The sequence below is a fragment of the Kaistella chaponensis genome (assembly GCF_900156725.1).
Classification (GTDB): domain Bacteria; phylum Bacteroidota; class Bacteroidia; order Flavobacteriales; family Weeksellaceae; genus Kaistella; species Kaistella chaponensis.
Map to the genome: position 1 here is coordinate 58,042 of NZ_FTOI01000003.1, position 24,416 is coordinate 82,457.

Here is a 24,416-nt window from a genome sequence, read left to right on the forward strand (position 1 = left end):
TGATGCAAATATTTTAAAATCTAAAAACATAAACCAAGTCAAACGACATTAAAAAAATTACAATGACTACTTTAGAAAAAGCTAAACTTTGGTTGACCGATTCTTTCGATCAGGAAACACAAAACACCATCCAAAACTGGATCGACACAAATTCTGATGAACTTGAAGATTCTTTTTATAAAGAATTGGAATTCGGAACCGGCGGAATGCGCGGAATTATGGGGGTTGGAACCAATCGTTTAAATAAATACACGCTTGGACAAGCCACGCAAGGTTTAGCCAATTATCTTCATCAGCAGTTCCAAAATCAGGAAATTAAAGTCGCAATTGCTTACGATGTTCGGCATAATTCGAAAGAATTTGGAAAAATGTGTGCCGATGTTTTGACTGCAAACGGAATTAAAGTTTTATTGTTCAAGCAACACCGCCCAACTCCGGAACTGTCGTTTACCGTTCGTGATAAAAAATGCAATGCCGGAATTGTTTTAACGGCTTCTCACAATCCACCTGAATACAATGGCTACAAGGTTTATTGGAATGATGGAGCACAAATTGTTCCTCCACAAGATGGTGCGATTATTAAAGAAGTATATGCTGTAAAATTTGACCAGATTAAATTCAACGGCAATGATGATTTAATCGAATGGATCGGAGAAGAGCAGGATCAAGTTTATATCGACGCCTGCATGAAAAATTCTCTTTATCAAAATATTGGCAGAGATAATCTGAATATTGTTTTCACCTCGATTCACGGCACAACTTATACTACGGTACCACAGGCTTTGGAAAAAGCGGGATTCAAAAAAGTTGATTTGGTAAGAGAGCAAATGATTCCAAGCGGAAATTTTCCTACGGTTGCATCCCCGAATCCTGAAGAACCGGCTGCTTTGGAAATGGCACTTGATTTGGCCCGAATTACAAACGGTGATATCGTTATCGGAACCGATCCAGATGGCGATCGATTGGGAATTGCAGTTCGAAATTTAGAAGGAGAACTACAGCTTTTAAACGGAAATCAGTGCAACACGATTTTGACTTACTATATTTTGGATCAGTGGAAAAAAGCGGGAAAAATTACCGGAAAAGAATTTATCGGTTCTACGATTGTGACTTCCGATATTTTCTATGATCTCGCGAAAAAATTTGGTGTGGATTGCAAAGTTGGATTAACCGGTTTCAAATGGATTGGTAAAATGATCCGCGATTTTGAAGGTCAGGAAAAATTCATCTGTGGTGGCGAAGAAAGTTTCGGTTTTATGACCGGAGATTTCGTTCGAGATAAAGATTCTTGTGGCTCCATTTTATTGGCTTGCGAAATTGCAGCAGTTTGCAAAGCAGAAGGAAAAACCATGTACCAGTACATGATTGAAATCTATGAAGACTTGGGAATGTACTATGAAGGTTTAGTGAATGTAGTGAAAAAGGGTAGAACAGGAGCAGAAGAAATCAGCCAAATGATGATGGATTTTCGAAATAATCCGGTGAAAGAACTTGCAGGTTCGAAAGTAACCGAAATTAAAGACTTCCAGGAGCAAACCTCTCTCAACTTGATAGACAATCAAAAATCGATCATGGATGAGATTCCAAAATCAAATGTTTTAAGTTATTACACAGAAGATGGAACGAAAGTTTGTATTCGTCCGTCTGGAACAGAGCCGAAAATTAAATTTTATGTTTCGGTGAAAGATTCCATTACTTCGGAAGAAGATTTCAACGCGAAGTTAATTCAAGCAGAAAATAAAATCCAGAAAATTAAAGCAGATTTAAAACTTTAATCAATAGAGGACAAAATTGTAAAAAAAGACAGAGAATTGGGTTTTTCTGTCTTTTTCTTTGAGGAAATCAGAAAAATGATGAAAAACAAATAGATCGTAATAAATTCAATAAAAGAATGGTGACTTTAACTATTTTTTAAGAGTGAAAATGACTTTTTTCACAGTCCAAATCGTATTTTCGCTTCGAAAAATTATTTAAAATTTGTACATTTGAAAAGCATAAAAGGATGGATTCAATCCAATATTTATTTTACTAAAATTTATCTATGAAAGTATCAAAACTTGCCGCAAACTTAATTGGTTCCGAAATTATTAAGATAGGAAATCAGGTAAATGATTTAAAAGCACAAGGTGCAGAAATCGCGAATCTTACCATTGGAGATTTAAACGCTGATATTTATCCGATTCCGGCGAGACTAAAAGAAGAAATCAACAAAGCCTATCAAAATAATTTAACCAATTATCCACCCGCAAACGGATTATTATCTTTACGAAAATCAATTTCAAAAGATGTTAAAAAAAGATGGAATCTCGATTATCATGAAAACCAAATTTTAGTTGCAGGCGGTTCCAGACCTTTAATTTATGCTGCTTTCAAAACGATTGTTGATGATCGTGATAAAGTCGTTTATCCCATTCCGTCATGGAACAATAATCACTACGCATATTTGAGCAATGCGAATAAGGTTGAAGTAGAAACTTTGCAGGAAAATAATTTTTTACCCACCGCAGAAGATTTGAAACCTCATTTGCAAGGTGCTGTTTTGTTAGCATTATGTTCGCCGTTAAACCCGACTGGAACGATGTTTACCAAAGAACAGCTTTCGGAAATCTGTGAATTGGTGTTGGAAGAAAATAAAAAAAGAGGTGAAAATGAAAAGCCCCTTTATTTGATGTATGATCAGATTTATGCGATGCTGACTTTTGAGGAAGAGCATTTCAATCCTGTTTCGCTTTTTCCAGAGCTTGAAAAATACACCATTTTTATCGATGGAAGTTCTAAATGTTTTGCTGCAACAGGAATTAGGGTTGGTTGGAGTTTTGGTCCAATAGAAATTATGGATAAAATGAAAGCTTTGCTCGGTCATATCGGAGCTTGGGCACCAAAACCGGAGCAGGAAGCAGTTTCTGTATTTTTGGGAGAAACCGAAAATGTGGATGCTTTTGTTAATGATTTTAAGGGAAAAATTGCCGCAAGTTTACACGCTCTTCATCACGGAATTCAAGATCTGAAATCCCGAGGTTTTGCGGTAGAAAGCATCAAACCGATGGGCGCATTATATTTGACAATCGAGCTGAATTATTTGGGAAAAACGAAACCAGACGGAACGGTGATCAAAGATTCCTCAGATTTGGTTTTCTATCTTATTAATGAAGCGGGAGTTGCTTTGGTTCCTTTTTCAGCATTTGGAAACGCTTCAGAAATGCCTTGGTTCAGAGCTTCTGCAGGTGGATTGTCACTCAATGAAATAGAAAAAATGTTGCCCAGATTAGAAGCAGCTTTGGCTCAATTAAAGTAATGTTTTCAGGTATTCCAACAATCATTATCAAATTTCTAAAGTAATTTTATGAAAATTATCGCTGTAATTCCTGCAAGATACGAAGCTAGCCGATTCCCCGGAAAATTGATGCAACTTTTGGGAGAGAAAACAGTAATTGCAACAACTTATGAAAATGTAGTTGAAACCAAACTTTTTGATGAAGTTTTCGTGGCTACAGATTCCGAAATTATTTTTAATGAAGTTAGAAGTATAGGCGGAAATGCGATGATGACTTCTCAACATGAAACGGGAAGTGACCGCATCGCAGAAGCAGTTTCAACCATCGACTGCGATATTGTCATCAATGTACAAGGTGATGAACCATTTCTGAAAACAGAACCTTTAAAACAACTGATAGAAGTTTTTAAAAACGATGTGGAAGAAAAAATTTCGTTGGCTTCTCTAAAAATCAAATTGAAAGATCAGGAAGAAATTGAAAATTCGAACAATGTGAAAGTCATCACTGATCGTGAAGGTTTTGCACTCTATTTCAGCCGATCCGTCATTCCTTATCCGCGGGAAACTGCCATAAAAGCAGAGTATTTTAAACATATTGGCGTTTATGCATTTAGAAAAAATGCCTTGCTGAATTTTGCAAACTTACCAATGAGTCCGTTGGAAATTGCGGAAAAAATAGAATGCATTCGTTATTTGGAATATGGAATGAAAATTAAGATGATTGAAACCGATTTTGTAGGTGTCGGAATTGATGTTCCCGAAGATTTGGAGAAAGCACGGGAAATATTAAAGAAACAAGATTCGTCACCAAAGTTCACGTAATTTTTTTTGAATCATTATCTTTTGCTCAAAATGGATCAACAGAATCTTCAGGATCACAAAAAGAGAGTAGAAATTTAATGTACGTTTCTGACAGTCGATTTTTAAATTGACAAAAAATAAAAGTATATATTTGAAAAATAAATAGATTGCCTTAATGAGAAAGATATTTTTAGGATTTGTATTGTTGATGAGCTGCATGATTAATGCACAAACTGCAAAGGAAATTATAGACAAAAACATAGAATTATCGGGTGGTTTAACCAACTGGAAACTTTTAAACTCCGTCATTTTACAAGGAAAGGTAACTTTGGGAATCAATGATGATTATCCCATAAAAATTTATCAACTAAGACCGAATCTTACCAAAACAGTGATTACCATTAATAAAAAGGAAACGCAAGTTGAAGGGTATGATGGTAAAAAAGGATATGCGATGAATTACGCCACCAATAAAATTCAGGTATATCCCAATTACATCCCAGAAAGTTTTGATAACGACTTTATAGATTGGGAAAATAAAGGTTTTAACGCACAATATCTTGGTAAAGAGAAAATAGGAGAAGTGTACTGTCATAAAGTGGAGTTGACCAAAAATGTAAATAAAACCATCTACTTTTTTGATACGAAAAATTATATGCTTTTAAAAGAAGTAAAACCAGACGAAACTTTGATCTATAACGATTACCGAAAGGTGGGAAATCTTTTGATGCCTTTCAGATTGGAATCATCTTCCCAGAAAAAAGAAAGTGACTACGTGATGATCATCAATAAAATAGAAACCAATAAAGTTTTTCCAGCCAATACTTTTAAATTTTAAATGACCGATGCCGGAAAATAGGTTATTGGTTCAAATTTTGTTGTAAATTTCGTACAGCGATGTTTTCTTTGGAAGATATCCTCAGATTTTTAATGGAGAACTTTTTCATGATGAACTGAAATTTTTCTTTATGCCATTCTTTAAAATTAAAAAAAGATAATCATCTTTAAATTCCTGTAAATGAAAAAATTATTTATTGTCCTATTGTCAATAGGCGCTTTTTTACAAAGCTGCACCAACCATAAACAAGAAATATCGAAAGATAAATCAAATGAAATGAAAAACTTATACGACTACAAAGTGGAAAGTCTTGATGGTAAAGAAATTAATTTTGCCGACTTCAAGGGAAAGAAAGTTTTGATTGTGAACACAGCATCAGAATGTGGATTTACTCCTCAATATGCTGATTTGGAAAAGGTTGCAGAACAGTACAAAGATCAATTAGTCGTTGTAGGATTTCCTGCCAATAACTTTGGTGCGCAAGAACCGGGAAGCAATGCGGAGATTGGTGCATTCTGTCAGAAGAATTTTGGCGTGACTTTTCCGATGGCGGCAAAAGTTTCTGTTAAAGGAGATGATATCGCTCCGATTTTTAAATATCTAACAGAAAAAGATCTCAATGGCGTGAAAAACACCAATATTCTATGGAATTTTACTAAATTTTTGGTCGATGAAAATGGGAAATTAATTGATAGTTTTATCAGTACCACAAAACCAACAAGTGAATCCATTACGAAATATCTGAAATAAGTCTAACTCTTTATTTAAATGTAAATTGTAAGGTTTCGTTACAAACCTATTCGAAGGTTTTTACACCAAAAAAAAAGCAAAATAGACCAACTATTTTGCTTTTTTCATGATATTTTTCTAGGCCAAAATTGCATCAGAATACAATTTGAATTTTCGGGTACACTGTTATCGATATCTCGCGTGTTCCTTATTTTTTGAAAACCTATTGATCAGCGGTTTAAAGATGGCTTTATATTTCTCCACATCAAAGAGTTGTGAGTCTGTTAATGCTTTGTAAGTCAACCAAGCGCCAAATGGGAATAGGATCATATTGGGTAGCCAAGAAGCAAGATAAGGGTCCATTTTTCCCGCCCACGCCATATTTTCTACAGATAAGTTGATCACGTAAAAGATAATGAAAACGACGATTGCAATAACTACCGGCAATCCTAATCCTCCTTTTCTGATGATCGACCCTAAACTCGACCCAATCAAAAAGAAAATTAAGCACGTCATCGAATACGCAAAAATTCGCTGTTGATAAATAATAATTCGGGAATAATACGCATGAAGATCCTGAATTTGCTCTGTTTTAGTACTATTGAGCTGCTTTACACTTTCAATTTTACTATAGGCTCCGAAAAGAACCTCCTGTTTTTTCTGCGGTTTTAAAGTTTCAAATTTCGGAACAGAAGTCGGCGTCTCTTTTGTATTTGTTTTACCGATATAACTTATAAATCCATTGGTCTGATTCACCAATTCTGAATTGATATTATTCAGAATATCGCTGTTCTGTGTCTTTGCTTTCTCAATGGTTGTATTCAATTCAATAAAATTCTGAAACGTGTAATCATCGGTGATTTTTTCTGCTTCCAAAGCTTTATTAATGATTTCAGAAATATTAAAATGCGAAACCATGGTATCAAATTTAATCGCCTGATCTGGTTGCTTCAAACGCTGTGCGTAATCTACGTTTTCAATATTATCTTCGAAGATATGCCCGTTGAAAAGTACAAGTTTTAAATAATTCCGGTTAGCTGCAGGTACAAATTTACCTTTTTCGGCAACGATTGATTGTTGATTCTCGTAAGAATTTGCCATTTTGTGAATGAAAACCCCTTCGATATTCTCGCCGTTTTCGCCAAGAATTTTATCAAATTTCACACTGTATCCTGGGATTTGCTGAATGAACTGTCCCGGAGTAAAATTGAGTGCAGGTTTGGTCGCAGCAATGTTATAGAGCATATTCTTCGCTTTCCGCTGAAAATCGGGTATGACATTATTAGAAAAGAAAAAAAGAAATAGCGAAAAAATAAAGGTGACAAAAAATAAAGGCAACATAATTCTGGTCAACGAAATTCCGGCCGCTTTCATTGCCGCAAGTTCATAGCGCTCCCCAAAATCCCCAAAAGTCATGATGGCTGAAAGCAGAATTGTCAATGGCAAAACAAGCTGCACCACAATCGCAGAAAGGTAGGAGAGGAGTTTCAGGATTTCCCAATAACTCAGTCCTTTGCCTGTAAACTGCGCCAATCTAATCCAGATAATGTTGACCACAAATATGAAAAACAACACACTGAAAATAAAAATAAACGGGCCGAAAAAAGTTTTAATGACGTAACCGTCGATTTTTTTTATCATGGTTCAAATTTACCAAAAAAGTCACAAAAGAATTTTCCTTTGTGACTTTTTTTGAATTTAAAATATTTTACAGTTCAGTGACAAGGTAATTTTTATATTGATCTTTGTCAAAATTAAATAGGGCACTGCTTAAGTTTTGATTTTCTTTATAATCGCTGATCGCAATTACAGAAACAGATTTATCGGTAGAAAATTGCTCCACTTTTACAATTTGTTTTTTCGCAGCATTCACAAAAAGATTGACTTCTTGGATGCCGTTTTTTGAAGTTGGAGTCAGTTTAATGAAATCAGAATTCACACCGTTCACCATTAATTTCCCCATATATTTCACGTTGTATCCTTTTTTATATTCTTCAATATAATTTAAAGGCGAGAACATCTGTTCGTTTCCTGTTGGTTTCGCTACGGTAACTTCTTGATCTTCTGCGGAAATATTATACAATTTTTTGCCATCAAAAATCTGTTCAGTTCCCATGATTTTCAATTTGTACTTGTCTTTTGCAGAATAGAAAATTCCAGGTTCGGTGCGCGTAATTTTTTTACTGTTTCCTGTTCCGTACACAAATTTAAAATACACATTGTTTTTAGATTTATACTGAGTAGAGATCGCGTCTAAAATCGTTTTTGCTTTGGCATCAATTTTCTGCGCAGAAAAACTCGCGCTTGCTGCTACAATTAATATCCCAAGAGAAATTTTACTCCATGTATTTTTCATTCTTCTTTTCTTTTGATTAAAATTTTACTATAAAATTAAACTCATGTTTAAAGTTTAAAATTACTTTCGCAACTCTTCCAAAAACTGTTCCAAAGAATTTAAATCAGAGATTTGTACTTCTCTTGCTTTTGCTCCATTAAACCCACCAACAATTCCACTTGCTTCCAATTGATCCATGATTCTTCCGGCTCTGTTGTAACCCAATTTAAGTTGTCTTTGAAGCATTGAAGTGGAGCCTTGCTGCGTAGAAACAATAATTCTTGCGGCATCTTCGAAAAGAACATCTTTTTCGTTCGGATCAAAAGCTCCCACGGTCGAAGTCGTTTCTTCCGAAGAATATTCCGGTAACATAAATGCACTTGCATATCCTTTTTGTTCCCCGATAAATTCTGCAATTTTTTCAACTTCTGGCGTATCTACAAAAGCACATTGCAATCGCATAATTTCATTTCCATTGAAATAAAGCATGTCTCCTTTACCAATCAATTGATCTGCTCCCGGAGAATCTAAAATCGTTCTGGAATCTACGCTAGAAATTACACGGAAAGCCGCTCTCGCTGGGAAATTCGCTTTGATCATTCCCGTAATTACGTTTACTGAAGGTCTTTGTGTTGCTACAATTAAGTGAATTCCGACGGCTCTTGCCAATTGTGCTAATCTCGCAATAGGAATTTCAACTTCTTTTCCAGCAGTCATTATTAAATCAGCGAATTCATCGACGACCAAAACGATGTATGGCAAATAACGATGTCCATTTTCAGGATTCAGTTTTCGCTCCGTAAATTTTTTATTGTATTCCTTAATGTTTTTACAAAAAGCATTTTTAAGCAAATCATAACGCTGATCCATTTCCACACATAGGGAATTCAAAGTGTTAATTACTTTGTGGGTATCTGTAATAATCGCATCATCACCATCTGGAAGTTTTGCCAAATAATGTCTTTCAATTTTTGAATAAAGGGAAAGCTCTACTTTTTTAGGATCTACCATCACAAATTTCAATTCACTCGGATGTTTTTTGTAAAGTAAGGAAGTCAAGATGGCATTAATTCCGACCGATTTTCCTTGTCCGGTTGCTCCTGCCATTAATAAATGCGGCATTTTTGTTAAATCTGCCATAAAAATCTCGTTGGAAATGGTTTTACCAAAAACCACGGGCAAATCCATATCTGTATTTTGAAATTTCTGTGAAGCAATCACACTTCGCATAGAAACCATCGCTGGATTTTTCCTTGGAACTTCTATCCCAATCGTTCCTTTTCCAGGCATTGGTGCAATAATTCGAATTCCTAATGCCGAAAGATTCAGCGCGATATCATCCTGTAATTTTTTAATTGAAGCAACCCGAATTCCAGCTTCCGGAACGATTTCATATAACGTAACAGTTGGTCCAACTGTCGCTTTAATTTCTGCAATTCCTACATTAAAGTTTTTGAGAAGTCCAACAATTTTATTTTTATTTTCTTCTAATTCTTCTCTATTAATGGCGATTTCTTCGTTTCCATAATCTCGCAATAAATCAATTGTTGGCATTTGAAAATTCGCCAAATCTAATTTATGATCGTACAATCCGTGTTTGTCAACTAATTCTTGTGACTTTTTATCCGATTCGTCTACAATATCAATCGTTTTTGCCACTTCAACTTTAAAATCGATGTGATCTGTTTTCGGAGAAACGATATCGATTGGCTTAGAAACTGGATTTAAATCAATAGAACTTCCTGTACTTTCCGTTACATTTATATTGGGCAATTCTTCAAAAGAAGTTTTGTTTGGCGTAACAATGGGTTCGATCTCAATTTCCGGAGTAAAATCAGGAACTTTGTTGATGGTAGAATCTTCGCTTTTAATGGATAAATCTTGCTCGTTTTGTAATTCTTCATCTGCTTCAAAATTTTCAGAAGAATTCGGCATCATCGCTTTTACTCGTCCTAAAGTTTGATCGTTGAGATCATTCAATTTTGATTTTACGTTGCTTGGATTTAAGTTAAATTCGAGAATAAAATACAACGAAATACTTACCAAAAGAATCAGCCATAATCCAACTGTACCAATTACTGAATTGAGGAAATCCATAATTTGAAAACCGTAAACACCGCTCAAAACTCCTTGTCCATTGGTAATTGCACCCATGAAAATCGGCACCCAACAAATTAAAAATAGGGAATGTCCGAAAGTTTTCCAAGGTTTAAAATAATTCTTTTTAAGGATCATCATTCCGAAAACAAAAAACAGAAACGCCACGACAAAAGCAGCAATTCCCAGACTTTCAAAAATAAAAAGATTACCCAACCAATCTCCTATTTTCCCAAATATATTCGAAGATTTCACGGTTTTATCCAACATTGTTCCAGCTTGACTTTGATCACTTTTCCAATTTAAAAGATAAGAGATAAAAGAGAAGGCCAAAATAATGGAGGTGACGATAAATAAAACTCCAAAAAATATGCGGGGTTTAGAGAGTATTTTACTTTGCTCAGCCGTTTGCTGTGGTACTTTTTTAATATTTTTTTCCATAATGTCAATGAGGGCAAATTTAATAATAAAAATTAAGATTTTGTTCGCAGGAGTGTAGAATTTCAATCTCTATTTTTACTAAAAAATGTAAACATTCGTTGCAGTTCTTCAATAGATTGAAACCAGCGCACGCGATTGATAGAGGAGAACTATTTTCGATTTGAAAAACCTTTAGGAATAATTATTGAATATCGTAATTTGTAAAAATATAAAAGATCATGGAAAATACGCACGACAATAATTTGACCGACAATAATGCTTCTGAAGTTGAACAAAAAAATACAGAAATAAAAACATCCACACTTCCTACACCGGAACAAGGAGTTCAACATGACGATGAAGGCAATATCATCAAAACCGCCGCAAATGCAATTCCGCCGAAAGCTTGGAAAAATCAAAAAAAAGCGTACGATGACGCTTTTGAAAAGAATAAAAATCAACAGTTAGATGATGATTTCTAAAATATCATATAAAATTTAAAATCCGCTGCAGCGCGGATTTTTTTAATTCAGTTAAGACGAAGGATGATCTTCAAAAATTTTTAGCGGTTTTTTATCGGACCCGATTGCGACCAAAGTAAAATCTCCGGCAACTGCTTTTTCCCGTTTTTCTTCATACATTTCTTCTACAAAAACTTCCACATTTACCTTTACACTGGAGTTTCCTACATATTTTACTTTGCCAATTAATTCCACCAAAGTATCTGCAGGAATGGGTTTTTTGAAATCAATTCGGTCGCAACTCACCGTTACGAATGATTTTCTGGCAAATCTTGTTGCCGTCATAAATGCAACTTCATCCATCATTTCCATCACCGTTCCTCCAAACATGGTATTGTGATGATTGGTAATATTGGGGAAAACTACTTTGAAAACGTGGGTTTCGGAATTTTTGATTTTTTCCTGATAATTCATTTCTTTTAATTTTACAGATTGATAAATGAGTTGAACAGAAAAACAGGACTTTTAAAAAGTGGAATTTCTGCTTCAAATCGCGAAAGCATTTTTTAATTTCAAAAAAGGGATCTGACTTATCCTCGCCGGATTTACAGTTGCGCGACAGTTCGTGATTTTCACACGATTCACCTTGATGATTGAAATCTTCGGTGCAAAGATAAATTTTTTATTTTATTAGGAATTATTTGAGGAGGGTTGGAACTGTTTTTGAAGATACTTTATATATTAACAAAAAATACCAACGATTATGAGTACAGAAGATAAAGATCAGGAACAGGAAAGAAAATTAGAAGAAATGGATTACAGTCCAAACGAAGATATTTTTGCTAAAGGGGAGCAAATTCCTTTGGACGGCGACGGAAATCCCATCACGAATGAAAATCAAAATGACGGAATGCCTTACGGATTGGATATTCCAGGTTCAGAAGATGATGATAATTTTGAGCAAATTAACAGTCAGATTCCCACCGAAGATGAAAGCCTTCATACCGAAGATATTATTAAAGACGATCTCGAGGAGAATGACGACGATATTTAAAAAACAATTTACCTTACTCAATTCAGTAAGGTTTTTTTTGTGCTCATTTTCAATATTCATTTAATAATCTTATTTTTGAGAAAATTCATGAATTGAAAATGCAGACTACTACAACCACTTTCAAAGACCAAATACAACAGGGAATTCCGTTTGAATTGCCTCAACCAAAATCATACGATTCCACCATCAATCACGCTCCGAAGCGGAAGGAAATCTTGACCGATGAAGAAAAAATTTTAGCTTTAAAGAATGCTTTACGCTATTTCGATCCGAAATTTCATGCAGAACTGTTGCCTGAATTTAGAGAAGAATTAGAAAAATACGGAAGAATTTACATGTATCGTTTTCGTCCGGATTACGAGATGAAAGCCAGACCAATTTCCGAATATCCTGGAAAATCGGAGCAGGCAAAAGCAATTATGCTCATGATTCAAAACAATCTGGATTATGCAGTCGCGCAACATCCGCATGAACTCATAACTTACGGTGGAAACGGTGCGGTTTTCAGCAATTGGGCGCAATATCTGTTGACAATGAAATATCTGTCGGAAATGACGGATGAACAGACTTTAACGATGTATTCCGGTCATCCGATGGGATTATTTCCTTCGCATAAAGATGCACCAAGAGTGGTGGTAACGAACGGAATGGTTATTCCCAATTACTCAAAACCCGATGATTGGGAGAAAATGAATGCTTTAGGCGTTTCCCAATATGGACAAATGACTGCGGGAAGTTACATGTACATCGGTCCACAAGGAATTGTTCATGGTACAACGATTACTGTTTTGAATGCTTTCAGAAAAATTAATAAAGAACCGAAAGGCGGAATTTTCGTCACTTCAGGTTTAGGTGGAATGTCTGGAGCGCAACCAAAAGCCGGAAATATTGCAGGTTGCATCACGATTTGTGCAGAAGTGAATCCTAAAATCACCAAAATCCGTCACGAACAAAAATGGGTGAATGAAATCCATGAAAATTTAGATGAATTGGTTTCCAGAGTGAAAAAAGCGCAGGAAAATAAAGAAACTGTTTCTTTGGCTTACCTCGGGAACATCGTGGATATCTGGGAAAAATTTGACGAAGAAAATCTCAGAATTGATATCGGTTCGGATCAGACTTCGCTTCACAATCCATGGGCAGGAGGATATTATCCGGTCGGAATTTCTTTTGAAGAATCCAATCAAATGATGGCTGAAAATCCGGAATTATTCAAAGAGAAAGTTCAGGAAACTTTACGAAGACATGCTGCTGCGATTAACAAACATACCCAAAAAGGAACCTATTTTTTCGATTACGGAAATGCATTTTTACTGGAATCGAGTAGAGCTGGAGCCGATGTAATGTCCGAAAATCCTACAATTGGTCGGGAATTTAAATATCCGAGTTACGTGCAGGATATTATGGGACCGATGTGTTTTGATTATGGTTTTGGGCCGTTTCGCTGGGTTTGTGCAAGCGGAAATCCGGAAGATTTACAGAAAACTGATGAAATTGCGTGCGAAATTTTAGAAGAAATGATTAAAACATCTCCTCCAGAAATCCAACAGCAAATGCAGGATAATATCACTTGGATTAAAGGTGCGCAGGAAAATAATTTGGTGGTCGGTTCGCAGGCAAGAATTTTATACGCCGATGCAGAAGGACGAATGAAAATCGCTGAAGCTTTCAACAAAGCCATCAAAACCGGAGCAATTGGAGCGGTGGTTTTAGGTCGTGATCATCACGATGTTTCGGGGACAGATTCTCCTTATCGTGAAACTTCTAATATTTATGACGGGTCCAGATTTACGGCAGATATGGCAATTCACAATGTGATTGGTGACAGTTTCCGTGGCGCAACATGGGTTTCAATTCACAACGGAGGTGGAGTTGGTTGGGGAGAAGTGATCAATGGAGGTTTCGGGATGTTGCTCGATGGAAGTGATGATGCGGATAGACGTTTAAAATCCATGCTTTTTTGGGATGTGAACAACGGAATTTCTAGAAGAAGCTGGGCAAGAAATGAAGGTGCCGTTTTCGCCATTAAACGAGCGATGGAAGCTGAACCAAATTTGAAAGTGACACTGCCAAATTTTGTGGATGAGGGTTTGTTTTAAATTATTATCTTAAGACTCATCATCAAGTAACATTTTCATTTTTTCCAAATACTGAATGGCTGTATGGAAGTTTTTTTAATACATCCAATTTTTTTTACTTTGATTACATACAATCCTATTTGTGGTGAACTAGAACTTAGATTCATTTATAACACGCTTGTTTATAATCAAATATTTTTTGCATTTAATTAAAACAGAGGTGTTTTTAATGAATTACAACTGTATTGTTTTTCCAAAATATTGGTAATAGATAGATTCCAAATTTTTTTATTTGTCTGAACGATTTATTTAAATAATTAATACTAAAAACAGAATTAGTGAAGTTAGTGTATTGAAACAAAAAGTAGCAATTTCAATTTAAGCATTAAAAACGTAATAAGGAGCAACTATAATCACCTCAAAATAACTTCAAAAAATGAAAAACTATAATTTACTTTAGAAATTAATGCTTTTAAATAAAAAGTTTAGGATGCACTTTGGCAAGACGAAAACGTCATAAAATGGACTTCCGCTTTCGGCGAAGGTTCTTATTACTAATAGGATTTGCTAGGAGGTTGTGAAGTTCATTTTCTTTCTCCCAATAACAACCGAATGATCGAAACTAGTGAAAAATTAGTTCCAACAAAAAATGTATTTTTTGCATAAAGGTGAAGTAAAACATGGTGAAAAACAAGAAGCAATTTATGGTGAAGATGCTATTGGACTATACGATTTTTCTGAAAAAAGGCAAAACTGAACGTATTGCAAACATGAATAAGCCAGAAGAATATATTCCTTATATTGCAGACACGTTTCCCGATGCGCTGGATTTTATAAAATTAATTGCAGAAAGTTTAATAAATAAATTGAAGATCTATAGATCTGTTTCACATGTTTTATAAAAAATATATTATAGTATTATTAACAGTTGTTTTTAATTTTTGTACAGCACAGACATTCAGTGGAGTAGGTGGAAATATTCCCAAAAATGATTACACGGTTTTTGATATTAATGTTAACGGAATTGGAGTTTTAAATTCCAGCCACGGCTTAGAAAAAATTTGTGTTAATATAAATTTTCCACATGATGAGAATTTAAAATTAGCCTTACGTTCGCCTTTCGGTTCAATTATTATTCTAAGTGAAAATAATGGGGGAAAAGGTTCGGATTATATAGGAACATGTTTTGATGGGGTATCAACAAAAAGTATTGCACTAGGAGAAGCTCCATTTACAGGGAATTTTTTAGCGGAAAGATCATTGGGAATTTTAAATAATAATCAATCTGGAGATGGAAAATGGTCTTTAATAATTTACAATAATTCAACATCATTATCTGGGAATTTGACAAATTGGACTATAACATTTGGAAACAATCCTGTCATCACTCCTCCCGATCCACCCTATCCAAATTGTAGTAGTAATATCCCGACAACATGCACAACCGAAGCTTTTTGTGATTACGGTAAATCATTTTGTGGAGTTTATAATAATGCATACGGAATGCCTGTTGTTAATCCTCAGAAAGGTTATTTAAAATTCAAAGCATCAGGAAAAAGTGCTGCTTTTAGAGTGTGGATAAAAAATGGAGGACCAGATAGAAACTTAGGTGGAGCTTTACCTATTGAACTTAATGTTAGTTTTTATCGTTCAGATTGTATCAGTGCGGGAGCGCAACCATTGATAACATTTGTTTTACCCTATAATTTAGATACTATACCAGATCCCAATTATTATGAATTGAAGCTAAATGATATCTTGGATGAATGTGAATTGTATACCATAAAACTTGAAGGAATAAATAACAAATGCTATTTTGATTATGCGATTGAACAAACAGCAGGAATTAATGTAAAAGAAATTGTTGTAGATCCTCCATCTGCAAAAATTTGTGCAGGAGATTCTGTTGATTTAAGTGTAATACAAGGTTGCGGTCCATTCGTATGGAGCCCATCTACAGGATTAAATACTTCATTTGGAAGTCATGTTGTAGCTTCACCCACTGTAACAACGATGTATAAAGTGTCTTCTACCGGTGCATGTTCTAAAACAAAAGATGTTTTGGTAGAAGTAGTTCCGAAACCTATTGTCAATGCAGGTCTAGATCAAACGAAATGTTCAAATATATTTCAAATGAATGCCAATGTACCCGCAACCGGAGAAAATGGATTTTGGAAAATTATAAATGGTAATGTTTCGCCTACTATTTCATCGGATCCAAAACAAATTTTTGTTTTAAATTCTCAGACAGCCACATTACGCTGGACAGTTACTAACGGTATTTGTACTGTTGTTGATGATGTACAATTAGTTAATACATTACCTTCAAATACAAATCTTAACTTTAGTTATGAATCTCCTGTTTGTATAAAAAAATATAATTTTTTATCACCGCAATTATCAGTAAATTTTTCGGCAGGCGGTACTTTTTCATCAACTTCTGGGTTAGTAATAAATCCGATAACTGGAGTGATTAATTTGTCTCAGTCATCGCCAGGAAATTATATTATCAATTATAAAATTTATGTAAATCCAACATGCGGAACTGTCGATTATGGTGCTTTTATTGAAATTAAGCCCTACACAAATCCTGTAATTAATTTTAGTTTTCCAAGTACAATTTGTAATGATGTTAAGTCTGTTTTGCCTAATTTACCTTCTGGCTTTCAAATTGGGGGAACATTCTCTTCATCGAGCACAAATTTATCTATGGATACAACAACTGGAATGATAAATGTTGCCAATAGTCAAAATGGTGTTTATACAATTACATATCATTTTCCTGGATCTTTAGCAGACTGCATTGCTCCAAATACCTATTCACAACAAGTATCTATATTATCAAAGCCACAATACACTCAAAATTTGGATGTAGTAAGTTGTAACATCACTGGAACAGGAATTGGAAGTTTTAATTTATTATCAACAAAAGCATCATTAACTACAGAAACTAATGCAACGGTAAGTTTTTTTGAAACTTTGCAAGATGCAGAACAGAATCAGAACCCAATTATTAATACAAATTCTTATCCCAATGAAGTTCCGTATCATGATATAATTTTTGCCAGAATTTCTGTTCCCAACAAATGTACCGTATATGCAACATTGAATTTGAATGTGAAAGAAAATCCATATTCAGATACTTTGGGTGAAGGTCCTTATTATATTTGTAAAGGAACAACATTAGAATTGGATGCAGGAGAAGGATTTTCCGGTTATGAATGGTCACCTACAAATGAAAAATCTCAGAAAATAACGGTTAGTTCACCTGGTGAATATTGCGTTAAAATTACCTCAACTGATGGTTGTTCTTTTGTGCAATGTGTTTTGGTGAAAGAAGGAGTTTTGCCGGAATTTACTATTGAGATAATTCCCAATTACATGATCGTGCATGTAACTTCAGGAAATGCTCCATATGAATATTCTTTAGATGGTATTAATTGGCAGAATGAAAATCAGTTCCCTTATTCAAAGGGCAATACATACACTATTTTTGTAAGGGAAAAGAGCAAAGCAAATTGTGTTGCGTCGAAAACGGTTCATATCCCCTTAATTCCGAATGTGATAACTCCAAATGGTGATGGAATAAATGATTTTTGGAATTTAAGTACATTAAACTTTTATTCAGGAACCATCAAAGTGAAACTATTTAATCAACATGGAACTTTAGTAAAAGAATTAACCATTAATGATGGGAAAAATCTTGCGATGAATGAAATCAATCCTTATCAAAAATTATCTTCTGGAACCTACTGGTATCTTATTGAAATTCCTAATTTTGTTATACTTAAAGGATGGTTACTGGTTAAAAATAGATGAAATTAATTTAATTTTTTAATTTCCTGCATTACCGATTGGCCGATAGAGAGACTTCTAATATTTTTGACGGCTCTAGATTTACCGCAGAAATGGCAATCCAAAATTTGATTGGTGAAAGTTTCCGTGAGGTAACCTTGATTTTAATTCACAATGGAGGTGGAGTTGGTTGGGTTGAAGCGATCAACGGTGGTTTTGGGATGTTGCTCGATGGAAGTGATGATGTATACAGACTTTTAAAATCAATCCTTTTCTGGGATGTGAATAACCGAATTTCCCGGAGATCTTGGGCAAGAAATGAAGGTGCAGTTTTCGCCGGTAAAAGAGCCATGAAAGCTGAACCGAATCTGAAAGTGACGTTGCCAAATTTGGTTTATGTGGGAGTGTTTTAAAATCCGGAATTCCCCTCCAGCGGAGGGGAATTCCCGTGCGGAGGAGAACTAAATTTTTAAAATGAATTTGTTGATTTTTGCGGATGAAGGTTTGTTTTAATGCAACCTCGTCAAGGTTTTTCAATCAAATTTTGGGTTAATAATTTCACCGATTTTCGGTTTTGTTCATTGTTTTGTTGGTTGTTATAATCATTTCAGTCCTTCGGACTTTTATAGATGAGCATTTGCTTTATTGCAATCTTGTAAAAGCTCTGAACTATGACAAGGTTTTATTTCAGCCCTCTCAAATTTAGTTTCACCACGAAGTGGTGACATGATTGTAAAATATGAACCCCTAAATTTTAAAAACCCTGAAAGGGTGACATTTTTTTACCGTAATCTTAACCTTAATATCAAACCACTTCGTCTACACAAAGTGATCTAACTTTTTTCAATTTCAAAAAATATTTATCCCTAAATTGTCAAATCAATTTTTAATAAATTTAAAATCAATGATGCCAATATTTGAAAATGTCTTGAAAAAACAAATTGACATAAAAGTGATTGATTCCACGATCGATTACAAAAATTACGTTCCCCTTGATCTTTCGGCAAAACATACGGATGAACTTGATCTGGATCTCACCGATGCAGATAAGTTCGAGGATTTTGTAAAAAATCATTTGTCTCAAAATAAGGCGAAAGTCGCTTTTGGTGGTTATCTGGAACACCGAAATCTCTATAAAAGAAGTGAAACCTTTAATGATGAAAATACGGAAGAGCGCAATATCCATATCGGTTTGGATCTTTGGATTAAAGCCGGAACTTCCGTATTAAGCGCACTAGACGGAAAAATTCACAGTTTTCAACATAATCTTGGATTGGGAGATTATGGTCCCACTATTATTTTGGAACATGAAATCGAAGATTGCACTTTTTATACCTTGTACGGACATTTAAGTCTGGAAAGTTTAGAGGGAAAAACGGAAGGTCAACTCGTGAAAAAAGGGGAGAAGATCGCTGAACTCGGAAAACCGCCAATTAACGGAGATTACGCACCGCATCTGCATTTTCAAATCATTAAAAATCTCGAAAATAAAAAAGGCGATTATCCCGGAGTTTGCAGTTTTAAAGAAGTCGATTTCTATAAAGAAAACTGTCCGGATCCGAATTTGTTGTTAAAGATTAATTAAAAATGAACTTATGAAAAAGCTGGAATTATCAACTGAGATTATGGCAACCAAAGAAAAAGTTTGGGATGCGCTTTGGCAAGAAGAAAATTACAAGAACTGGACTTCCGTTTTTATGGAAGGATCTTACGCAGAAAGTGACTGGAAAGAGGGAAGTGAAATCCGCTTTTTGTCGCCCGGCGAAAACGGAATGTTCGGAATTATTGAAAAAATGATTCCTTTCGAGAAAATGTATTTTAAACATTTAGGCGAAATTCAAAACGGTGTAAAACAAGCAGAAACCTACGGTGAAGAAGCCTCCGAAAGATATGATCTAAAAGAAGAAAATGGAAAAATTACGCTTTCAGCGACCATGAATGCTCCGGAAGAATATTTGATTTACTTCACCAATATTTTCCCAAAAGCTTTAGAAAAAATAAAAGAAATCTCAGAGAAATAAGAAGAAAATTAACCTGCATCACCGCAGGTTTTTTTGTAATATGGAAACGCTTTTTGATTTAATATTGCCAACAAAACTATTCAATTTTCACAACTAAAAATCTGTGATAAAGAGTTCACTCATAAAATCAATGTCATAAAAAATCAGCAACAAGCATTTTGCTGCTGATTTTAAGTTTTGAATCTATTCAATTTTATTTTAAAAATTTAGTCAAAATATCATTTAAAATTTCGGTATGTGTATTATTTAAGCCGTGTGGAGCTCCGGGAATAATTACAAATTCATTGTCTGCAATTCCTGCTGCAGCTTGTTTTCCTGAGGTTTCGATCGGAACAATCTGATCTGCATCGCCATGTACGATCAAGGTTTTAACCGTCACATTTTTAAGTTCCGGACGAAAATCTGTTCCTGCCCAACTTTCGGCAGCACTTATGGTAGCAATAGGATTTGCGTGAGACGCGATGCTCCAATCGTAATGCAATTGCTGTTCGCTCACTGTTTTAGAAAGCAAGCTGTAATTGTAGAAATTTTTATGAAAACCTTCCAGGAATTTTACGCGGTCTGTTTTTAAAGCATCCATAATATCACTTAAATCCTTCGCTGGAACTCCGTTTGGATTATCGTCGGTTTGCTTCACAATCGGAATAATAGAAGAGATTAAAGCAATTTTATCTACATTTTCTGCACCGTAATTGGTAAGATAACGAACCACTTCTCCGCCTCCCATCGAGAATCCGAACAGGATCACATTTTTCAGTTCCAATTGAGTAATTAATTCATGTAAATCTGCGGTAAGTCCGTCATAATCATAACCGTCTGCAGAAACGAACGATTTTCCGAACCCTTTTCTGTCGTAAGAAATCACCCGATATCCTAAATTTACAAGCAAAGGAACTTGATTTTCCCAGGATTTTCCACTTAAAGGCCAACCGTGAATTAAAATAATTGGTTGGCCAGATCCGAAATCTTCATAGTATAACTCATAATTTTTTTGGTCTTGTTTGGTAATGTAAGGCATAACTTCTTTTTTAAATTAATGTTCTGCCATCTTTAAAACAATTTTTACGCCATCAAAAGTTAAAGAAACGGTAAAGTTGGTCCATTTACTTCAGGAGCTTTTCCTTTTCAATGTCTTGCATCACCCAATCCAGTTGAACGTCTTTTTTCTGCAAAACTTCCTGCAAAGTAGGGATGATTTCTACATTTGGAGTAACGCCCTTTTTAGTATTGGTAAAATTTATATGAGGTTTGATGAGCATTAAACCAATCGGTAACTGAAGTTTTGAATGGGGTAATTTTTCTGTAGAAAATCTTCCAGCAACGGTTCCGTCATTTGCGCCACCTGTTTCTTCACCTACCAAAAATGCGCGGTTTTCGCCTTTTAACTTGGAGGGTAAAATAGAAGCGGCAGAAAAACTGCTTCCATTGATGAGTACATAAATTTTTCCTTTAAAATGATCCTTTTTTGGTTTTTTCAAAGCGAATATTCCATTGTTCTTTAATAAAAACCGTTCATCTGTTTTTTTTACGGAAAGTGCAGTTCCAACCCAATAAAAAGGATAAGCTATCGCTGCAAATGGCGTAAAAAATGGCGACATTCCCTTAAAATAATCCGCATGAAACATCGCATTTCTGGAGGTCACTTCGATGTCATCGATAAACTGAAAATTTTCTGAAACCAAATACGAATAGAGATTATTGATCTCATATAACGAGCCACCCAAATTATTCCGAACATCTAAAATCAAATATTTCGCAGGTAAGTTTTTGAGTGTTGAGAAGCTTTCTTTGTAGAATTTTTTAGAATAAGTCCCGGAAAAGGTTTTGATTTTCATGTACGCAACGGTGCTGTCTTTGGTTGGGAACTGCAGATCACGATTATAAGATTTGGTCACCACATTATAATCGTTGGTTTTTCCCTTCTGTGTTTTTGTCACTTTTTTCGTCGCAGTTTCTTCTTTTTGCTTTTCTTCTTTCGTGATTTTTTCTCTTTTCAAATAGAGATTTTTGACCTCGTTTTGGTATTTGGTTTCTAATTGTACGCTGTCTAAAATTCCATATTCAGCGGTGAAATAAGAAGGCCATCTTAACGCCAAAATATATTTTTGGAAGGTTTCATTTTCACCATCGCTGTTTATAAACGGTCGGTATTTTTTGAGTAAATCTTTAGCCTGAATATCTTTAATTTTAAGAATTTCCGTTCCCACATTCATATTGGGAATTTTATCAGGATTGTCTTTTACAAAAATTTGGTCACCCTCAATTATAAAATTATACCGACTCAATAATCCTTTCTGATATTCCAGATTTTTGATTTCTTTTTTTGTTAAACGCTTTGTTAAAGGCATTAATCGCAAATGCCCTTCTTTGATATCAGAAATAATGGGCGCCAATTTCTGGTAAAACGCGTTCGGTTTTAAAGGTTCATTAAGGGTTGTTTTTAAACTATCGAATTTATAATCCAGCTCTTTTTTGGAGATATACCAATATAAATTGGGGTGAAGTTTTTGTAGTTTTTCATAGGCAAAATCGACGTCTTTTTTTAGTTTTTCTGGTGCAATGGGAATTTCAAGTTTTTCATTCCATTTTTTAACTGAAATGCAGGAACTAAAGAAAGCGAGTAAGATGAACAGAACAATTTTCCTCAATGTAAAATTTTTATAAAAATAGAAAAATTATCCAAGTAAAAATCTAAAAAAACGCCACAATAAATTGCAGCGTTCATTAAACTTGAAATGTACTATTTTAACCTAAAATAGTTACCGAATTTTGCAACATTTCATAGATCGCATCTTTTCCATTTTCTGGTTTTACGTTTACAGCGCGCGTTCCATTAAAATGCAAACAGGTGACATAACCCAATTGTGCTGCATCTAAACATGTAAATTTCACACAATAATCGAGCGCTAAACCGACAACTTCGAGCAATTGAATATCGTGGTACTTTAAATAATCATCTAATCCGGTTTTTGTAAAATGATTATTATCCTGAAAGCCGCTGTAGCTGTCGAAATCTATATTTTTACCTTTTTGAATAATGTGATCTACTTTTTCGCGGTTCAAATCTTTGTGAAATTCTGCGCCAGAAGTTCCTTGCACACAATGATCGGGCCACATAAATTGCGGAATTCCGTTTAAAATAATGGTGTCGCCTACCTTTTTTCCGTTGGTAGAAGCAAAACTTTTGTGATTTGCTGGATGCCAATCTTGGGTGAGAACTATTTTATCATACTCATTTTCCTCCATAAGAAGATTAACGTAAGAAATAATTTCGTTGGCTCCAGGAACTGCAAGTGCGCCACCTTCGCAAAAATCATTTTGAACATCGACTATAATTAGGGCTTTTTTCATATTTAATGATTATAAATTTTATATTAACTTTAAGAAAAACACAAAAGCAAATTGCGGTTTTATGTTGTAAATTTACGAAACTGAAAACGCAAAATTTTAGCCAAAATGAATATTCAGTCAAATCGTCAAAATATTAAAATATCATGGACAAATTAGAACAAAAAAAATATCCTATTGGTCAATTTCAGTGTCCAGAAAAAATTTCTGACCCAGAATTAGATCAGTTTATCAGAACCATAAAAGAGTTTCCAAGCAAACTCAAACATCTGGTAGAAAACTGGACCGATGAGCAGTTGGATACGCAATACAGAGAAGGCGGTTGGAAAGTTCGGCAACTCATCAATCATCTTGCAGACAGTCACATGAACAGTTTTATTCGTTTTAAATTGGCTTTAACAGAAGAAAATCCAACTATAAAACCTTACGATGAAGCAAAATGGGCAGAATTGCAAGACAGTTTCAATATTGAAATTAAACCCGCGCTTCAAATTTTGAAAGGATTGCACAAAAGATGGGTATATGAAATGAAATGTCTCACCAACAAGGAGTTGCAGAGTACTTTTCACCATCCAGAGCAAAATAAAAATATTACACTTAGAGAAAGTATAGGGTTTTATTCGTGGCATTGTGATCATCATTTTGCACACATCATAAATTTGAAAATTGAAAAAGGTTGGTAAAATTTTCTTAAGGGAAAATTAGATCATTTAAATGCGATAGATCAACAAATAAGATGACCTAAAACCGAAATTTTTAGAAGCAATCATCATTAAATAGAATAGAATATGAGTTTTTTAAATAAATTATTTGGCAGTCCAGAAAAGGAAAATTCTTCAGAAACTTTTTGGAAAAATATCACCTCCGAAGAGGATTTGAATAAAGCAATAGAAGAGTCTGCAACGAAGAAAGTAGCGATTTTTAAACATTCTACGAGTTGTTTTATTAGTAAAACTGTTTTGAAAAACTTCGAAAAAGAAGTAGCAAATACTGATAAAGAGGTATCATATTATTTCCTGGATTTGCTTGCGCACCGAAATATTTCAAATAAAATTGCGGAACAGCTTGAAGTAACGCATCAAAGTCCGCAATTAATTGTTTTGGAAAACGGTAAAGCCACCAAAAATGCTTCTCATAGCGATATTTCTGTTTCATTACTTTAATA

Annotated in this window: 21 protein-coding genes and 1 pseudogene; 15 read left to right on the forward strand and 7 right to left on the reverse strand. The window is 34.6% G+C overall.

Going from position 1 to position 24,416, the window contains the following annotated elements; translation table 11 throughout:
* The first annotated feature begins 62 nt into the window (after positions 1-62).
* From BW932_RS03960 to BW932_RS03980, 5 genes are all read left to right on the forward strand, one after another.
* A complete protein-coding gene (locus BW932_RS03960) occupies positions 63-1,775 on the forward strand; it encodes a phospho-sugar mutase (protein WP_076385599.1) in 1,713 nt (570 codons plus the stop codon).
* 266 nt (positions 1,776-2,041) lie between these two features.
* Positions 2,042-3,295: a pyridoxal phosphate-dependent aminotransferase gene (locus tag BW932_RS03965; protein WP_076385601.1), complete on the forward strand. Its 1,254-nt coding sequence runs from the start codon at positions 2,042-2,044 to the stop codon at positions 3,293-3,295.
* Between the two features lie 48 nt (positions 3,296-3,343).
* On the forward strand, positions 3,344-4,096 hold the full coding sequence (gene kdsB / locus BW932_RS03970) for a 3-deoxy-manno-octulosonate cytidylyltransferase (protein WP_076385603.1): 753 nt from the start codon (positions 3,344-3,346) through the stop codon (positions 4,094-4,096).
* 154 nt (positions 4,097-4,250) lie between these two features.
* The gene (locus tag BW932_RS03975) at positions 4,251-4,913 is read left to right on the forward strand and encodes a histidine kinase (protein WP_076385605.1); all 663 of its coding nucleotides are present in this window, start codon (positions 4,251-4,253) and stop codon (positions 4,911-4,913) included.
* A 180-nt stretch (positions 4,914-5,093) separates the two neighbouring features.
* A complete protein-coding gene (locus BW932_RS03980) occupies positions 5,094-5,663 on the forward strand; it encodes a glutathione peroxidase (RefSeq protein WP_076385607.1) in 570 nt (189 codons plus the stop codon).
* Positions 5,664-5,828: 165 nt separating this feature from the next.
* Here BW932_RS03980 and BW932_RS03985 read toward each other — a convergent pair whose 3' ends face one another.
* From BW932_RS03985 to BW932_RS03995, 3 genes are all read right to left on the reverse strand, one after another.
* Entirely contained in the window at positions 5,829-7,283 is a 1,455-nt protein-coding gene (locus BW932_RS03985) for an LptF/LptG family permease (RefSeq protein WP_076385609.1), read from the reverse strand.
* 67 nt (positions 7,284-7,350) lie between these two features.
* Positions 7,351-7,998 (reverse strand): LolA family protein, encoded by a 648-nt coding sequence (locus BW932_RS03990; RefSeq protein WP_076385611.1) that lies wholly within the window; start codon positions 7,996-7,998, stop codon positions 7,351-7,353.
* Between the two features lie 60 nt (positions 7,999-8,058).
* Entirely contained in the window at positions 8,059-10,515 is a 2,457-nt protein-coding gene (locus BW932_RS03995; RefSeq protein WP_076385998.1) for an FtsK/SpoIIIE family DNA translocase, read from the reverse strand.
* A 218-nt stretch (positions 10,516-10,733) separates the two neighbouring features.
* On the opposite strand from BW932_RS03995, the gene BW932_RS04000 reads away from it, so the two are divergent.
* Positions 10,734-10,976, forward strand: coding sequence for a hypothetical protein (locus tag BW932_RS04000; RefSeq protein ID WP_076385613.1), 243 nt, complete (start codon positions 10,734-10,736; stop codon positions 10,974-10,976).
* Between the two features lie 51 nt (positions 10,977-11,027).
* On the opposite strand, the gene BW932_RS04005 is transcribed toward BW932_RS04000, so the two are convergent.
* Positions 11,028-11,429, reverse strand: coding sequence for an acyl-CoA thioesterase (locus BW932_RS04005; RefSeq protein WP_076385615.1), 402 nt, complete (start codon positions 11,427-11,429; stop codon positions 11,028-11,030).
* A gap of 289 nt (positions 11,430-11,718) precedes the next feature.
* On the opposite strand from BW932_RS04005, the gene BW932_RS04010 reads away from it, so the two are divergent.
* From BW932_RS04010 to BW932_RS04040, 7 genes and pseudogenes are all read left to right on the forward strand, one after another.
* Positions 11,719-12,009, forward strand: coding sequence for a hypothetical protein (locus BW932_RS04010; protein WP_076385617.1), 291 nt, complete (start codon positions 11,719-11,721; stop codon positions 12,007-12,009).
* A gap of 98 nt (positions 12,010-12,107) precedes the next feature.
* Positions 12,108-14,108, forward strand: a complete 2,001-nt coding sequence (locus BW932_RS04015) for a urocanate hydratase (RefSeq protein ID WP_076385619.1) — start codon at positions 12,108-12,110, stop codon at positions 14,106-14,108.
* 659 nt (positions 14,109-14,767) lie between these two features.
* Positions 14,768-14,989: a hypothetical protein gene (locus tag BW932_RS14295; RefSeq protein WP_076385621.1), complete on the forward strand. Its 222-nt coding sequence runs from the start codon at positions 14,768-14,770 to the stop codon at positions 14,987-14,989.
* On the forward strand, positions 14,979-17,906 hold the full coding sequence (locus BW932_RS04025) for a T9SS type B sorting domain-containing protein (RefSeq protein ID WP_076385623.1): 2,928 nt from the start codon (positions 14,979-14,981) through the stop codon (positions 17,904-17,906). The genes BW932_RS14295 and BW932_RS04025 overlap by 11 nt, the downstream gene beginning before the upstream one ends.
* A 44-nt stretch (positions 17,907-17,950) precedes the next feature.
* Positions 17,951-18,295: pseudogene (locus BW932_RS04030) on the forward strand (urocanate hydratase); the annotation flags it as partial.
* A 494-nt stretch (positions 18,296-18,789) separates the two neighbouring features.
* Complete coding sequence (locus BW932_RS04035) at positions 18,790-19,467, forward strand: peptidoglycan DD-metalloendopeptidase family protein (protein WP_084566435.1); 678 nt, start codon at positions 18,790-18,792, stop codon at positions 19,465-19,467.
* 10 nt (positions 19,468-19,477) lie between these two features.
* Positions 19,478-19,903: an SRPBCC domain-containing protein gene (locus tag BW932_RS04040; RefSeq protein WP_076385627.1), complete on the forward strand. Its 426-nt coding sequence runs from the start codon at positions 19,478-19,480 to the stop codon at positions 19,901-19,903.
* A gap of 193 nt (positions 19,904-20,096) precedes the next feature.
* On the opposite strand, the gene BW932_RS04045 is transcribed toward BW932_RS04040, so the two are convergent.
* The 3 genes from BW932_RS04045 to pncA form a co-directional block, all read right to left on the reverse strand.
* Positions 20,097-20,921, reverse strand: coding sequence for an alpha/beta fold hydrolase (locus BW932_RS04045; RefSeq protein ID WP_076385629.1), 825 nt, complete (start codon positions 20,919-20,921; stop codon positions 20,097-20,099).
* A gap of 85 nt (positions 20,922-21,006) precedes the next feature.
* Positions 21,007-22,551 carry a S41 family peptidase gene (locus BW932_RS04050; RefSeq protein WP_076385631.1) on the reverse strand — a complete coding sequence of 515 codons (1,545 nt, stop codon included), beginning with the start codon at positions 22,549-22,551 and terminating at the stop codon, positions 21,007-21,009.
* A 97-nt stretch (positions 22,552-22,648) separates the two neighbouring features.
* Positions 22,649-23,254: a bifunctional nicotinamidase/pyrazinamidase gene (gene pncA, locus BW932_RS04055; RefSeq protein ID WP_076385633.1), complete on the reverse strand. Its 606-nt coding sequence runs from the start codon at positions 23,252-23,254 to the stop codon at positions 22,649-22,651.
* 143 nt (positions 23,255-23,397) lie between these two features.
* On the opposite strand from pncA, the gene BW932_RS04060 reads away from it, so the two are divergent.
* Positions 23,398-23,934 carry a YfiT family bacillithiol transferase gene (locus BW932_RS04060; RefSeq protein WP_076385635.1) on the forward strand — a complete coding sequence of 179 codons (537 nt, stop codon included), beginning with the start codon at positions 23,398-23,400 and terminating at the stop codon, positions 23,932-23,934.
* A gap of 105 nt (positions 23,935-24,039) precedes the next feature.
* Positions 24,040-24,414, forward strand: a complete 375-nt coding sequence (gene ytxJ, locus BW932_RS04065; protein ID WP_076385637.1) for a bacillithiol system redox-active protein YtxJ — start codon at positions 24,040-24,042, stop codon at positions 24,412-24,414.
* Positions 24,415-24,416: the final 2 nt, after the last annotated feature.

What these genes read in the sequence shown, in the direction of transcription:
- pncA (WP_076385633.1), bottom strand. Translation starts at nt 23,254, where the DNA reads ATGAAAAAAGCCCTAATTATAGTCGATGTTCAAAATGATTTTTGCGAA.
- BW932_RS04040 (WP_076385627.1), top strand. Translation starts at nt 19,478, where the DNA reads ATGAAAAAGCTGGAATTATCAACTGAGATTATGGCAACCAAAGAAAAA.
- BW932_RS14295 (WP_076385621.1), top strand. Translation starts at nt 14,768, where the DNA reads ATGGTGAAAAACAAGAAGCAATTTATGGTGAAGATGCTATTGGACTAT.
- ytxJ (WP_076385637.1), top strand. Translation starts at nt 24,040, where the DNA reads ATGAGTTTTTTAAATAAATTATTTGGCAGTCCAGAAAAGGAAAATTCT.
- BW932_RS04015 (WP_076385619.1), top strand. Translation starts at nt 12,108, where the DNA reads ATGCAGACTACTACAACCACTTTCAAAGACCAAATACAACAGGGAATT.
- BW932_RS04000 (WP_076385613.1), top strand. Translation starts at nt 10,734, where the DNA reads ATGGAAAATACGCACGACAATAATTTGACCGACAATAATGCTTCTGAA.
- BW932_RS04035 (WP_084566435.1), top strand. Translation starts at nt 18,790, where the DNA reads ATGCCAATATTTGAAAATGTCTTGAAAAAACAAATTGACATAAAAGTG.
- BW932_RS03960 (WP_076385599.1), top strand. Translation starts at nt 63, where the DNA reads ATGACTACTTTAGAAAAAGCTAAACTTTGGTTGACCGATTCTTTCGAT.
- kdsB (WP_076385603.1), top strand. Translation starts at nt 3,344, where the DNA reads ATGAAAATTATCGCTGTAATTCCTGCAAGATACGAAGCTAGCCGATTC.
- BW932_RS03975 (WP_076385605.1), top strand. Translation starts at nt 4,251, where the DNA reads ATGAGAAAGATATTTTTAGGATTTGTATTGTTGATGAGCTGCATGATT.
- BW932_RS03985 (WP_076385609.1), bottom strand. Translation starts at nt 7,283, where the DNA reads ATGATAAAAAAAATCGACGGTTACGTCATTAAAACTTTTTTCGGCCCG.
- BW932_RS04005 (WP_076385615.1), bottom strand. Translation starts at nt 11,429, where the DNA reads ATGAATTATCAGGAAAAAATCAAAAATTCCGAAACCCACGTTTTCAAA.
- BW932_RS03990 (WP_076385611.1), bottom strand. Translation starts at nt 7,998, where the DNA reads ATGAAAAATACATGGAGTAAAATTTCTCTTGGGATATTAATTGTAGCA.
- BW932_RS03965 (WP_076385601.1), top strand. Translation starts at nt 2,042, where the DNA reads ATGAAAGTATCAAAACTTGCCGCAAACTTAATTGGTTCCGAAATTATT.
- BW932_RS03980 (WP_076385607.1), top strand. Translation starts at nt 5,094, where the DNA reads ATGAAAAAATTATTTATTGTCCTATTGTCAATAGGCGCTTTTTTACAA.
- BW932_RS04025 (WP_076385623.1), top strand. Translation starts at nt 14,979, where the DNA reads ATGTTTTATAAAAAATATATTATAGTATTATTAACAGTTGTTTTTAAT.
- BW932_RS03995 (WP_076385998.1), bottom strand. Translation starts at nt 10,515, where the DNA reads ATGGAAAAAAATATTAAAAAAGTACCACAGCAAACGGCTGAGCAAAGT.
- BW932_RS04060 (WP_076385635.1), top strand. Translation starts at nt 23,398, where the DNA reads ATGGACAAATTAGAACAAAAAAAATATCCTATTGGTCAATTTCAGTGT.
- BW932_RS04045 (WP_076385629.1), bottom strand. Translation starts at nt 20,921, where the DNA reads ATGCCTTACATTACCAAACAAGACCAAAAAAATTATGAGTTATACTAT.
- BW932_RS04010 (WP_076385617.1), top strand. Translation starts at nt 11,719, where the DNA reads ATGAGTACAGAAGATAAAGATCAGGAACAGGAAAGAAAATTAGAAGAA.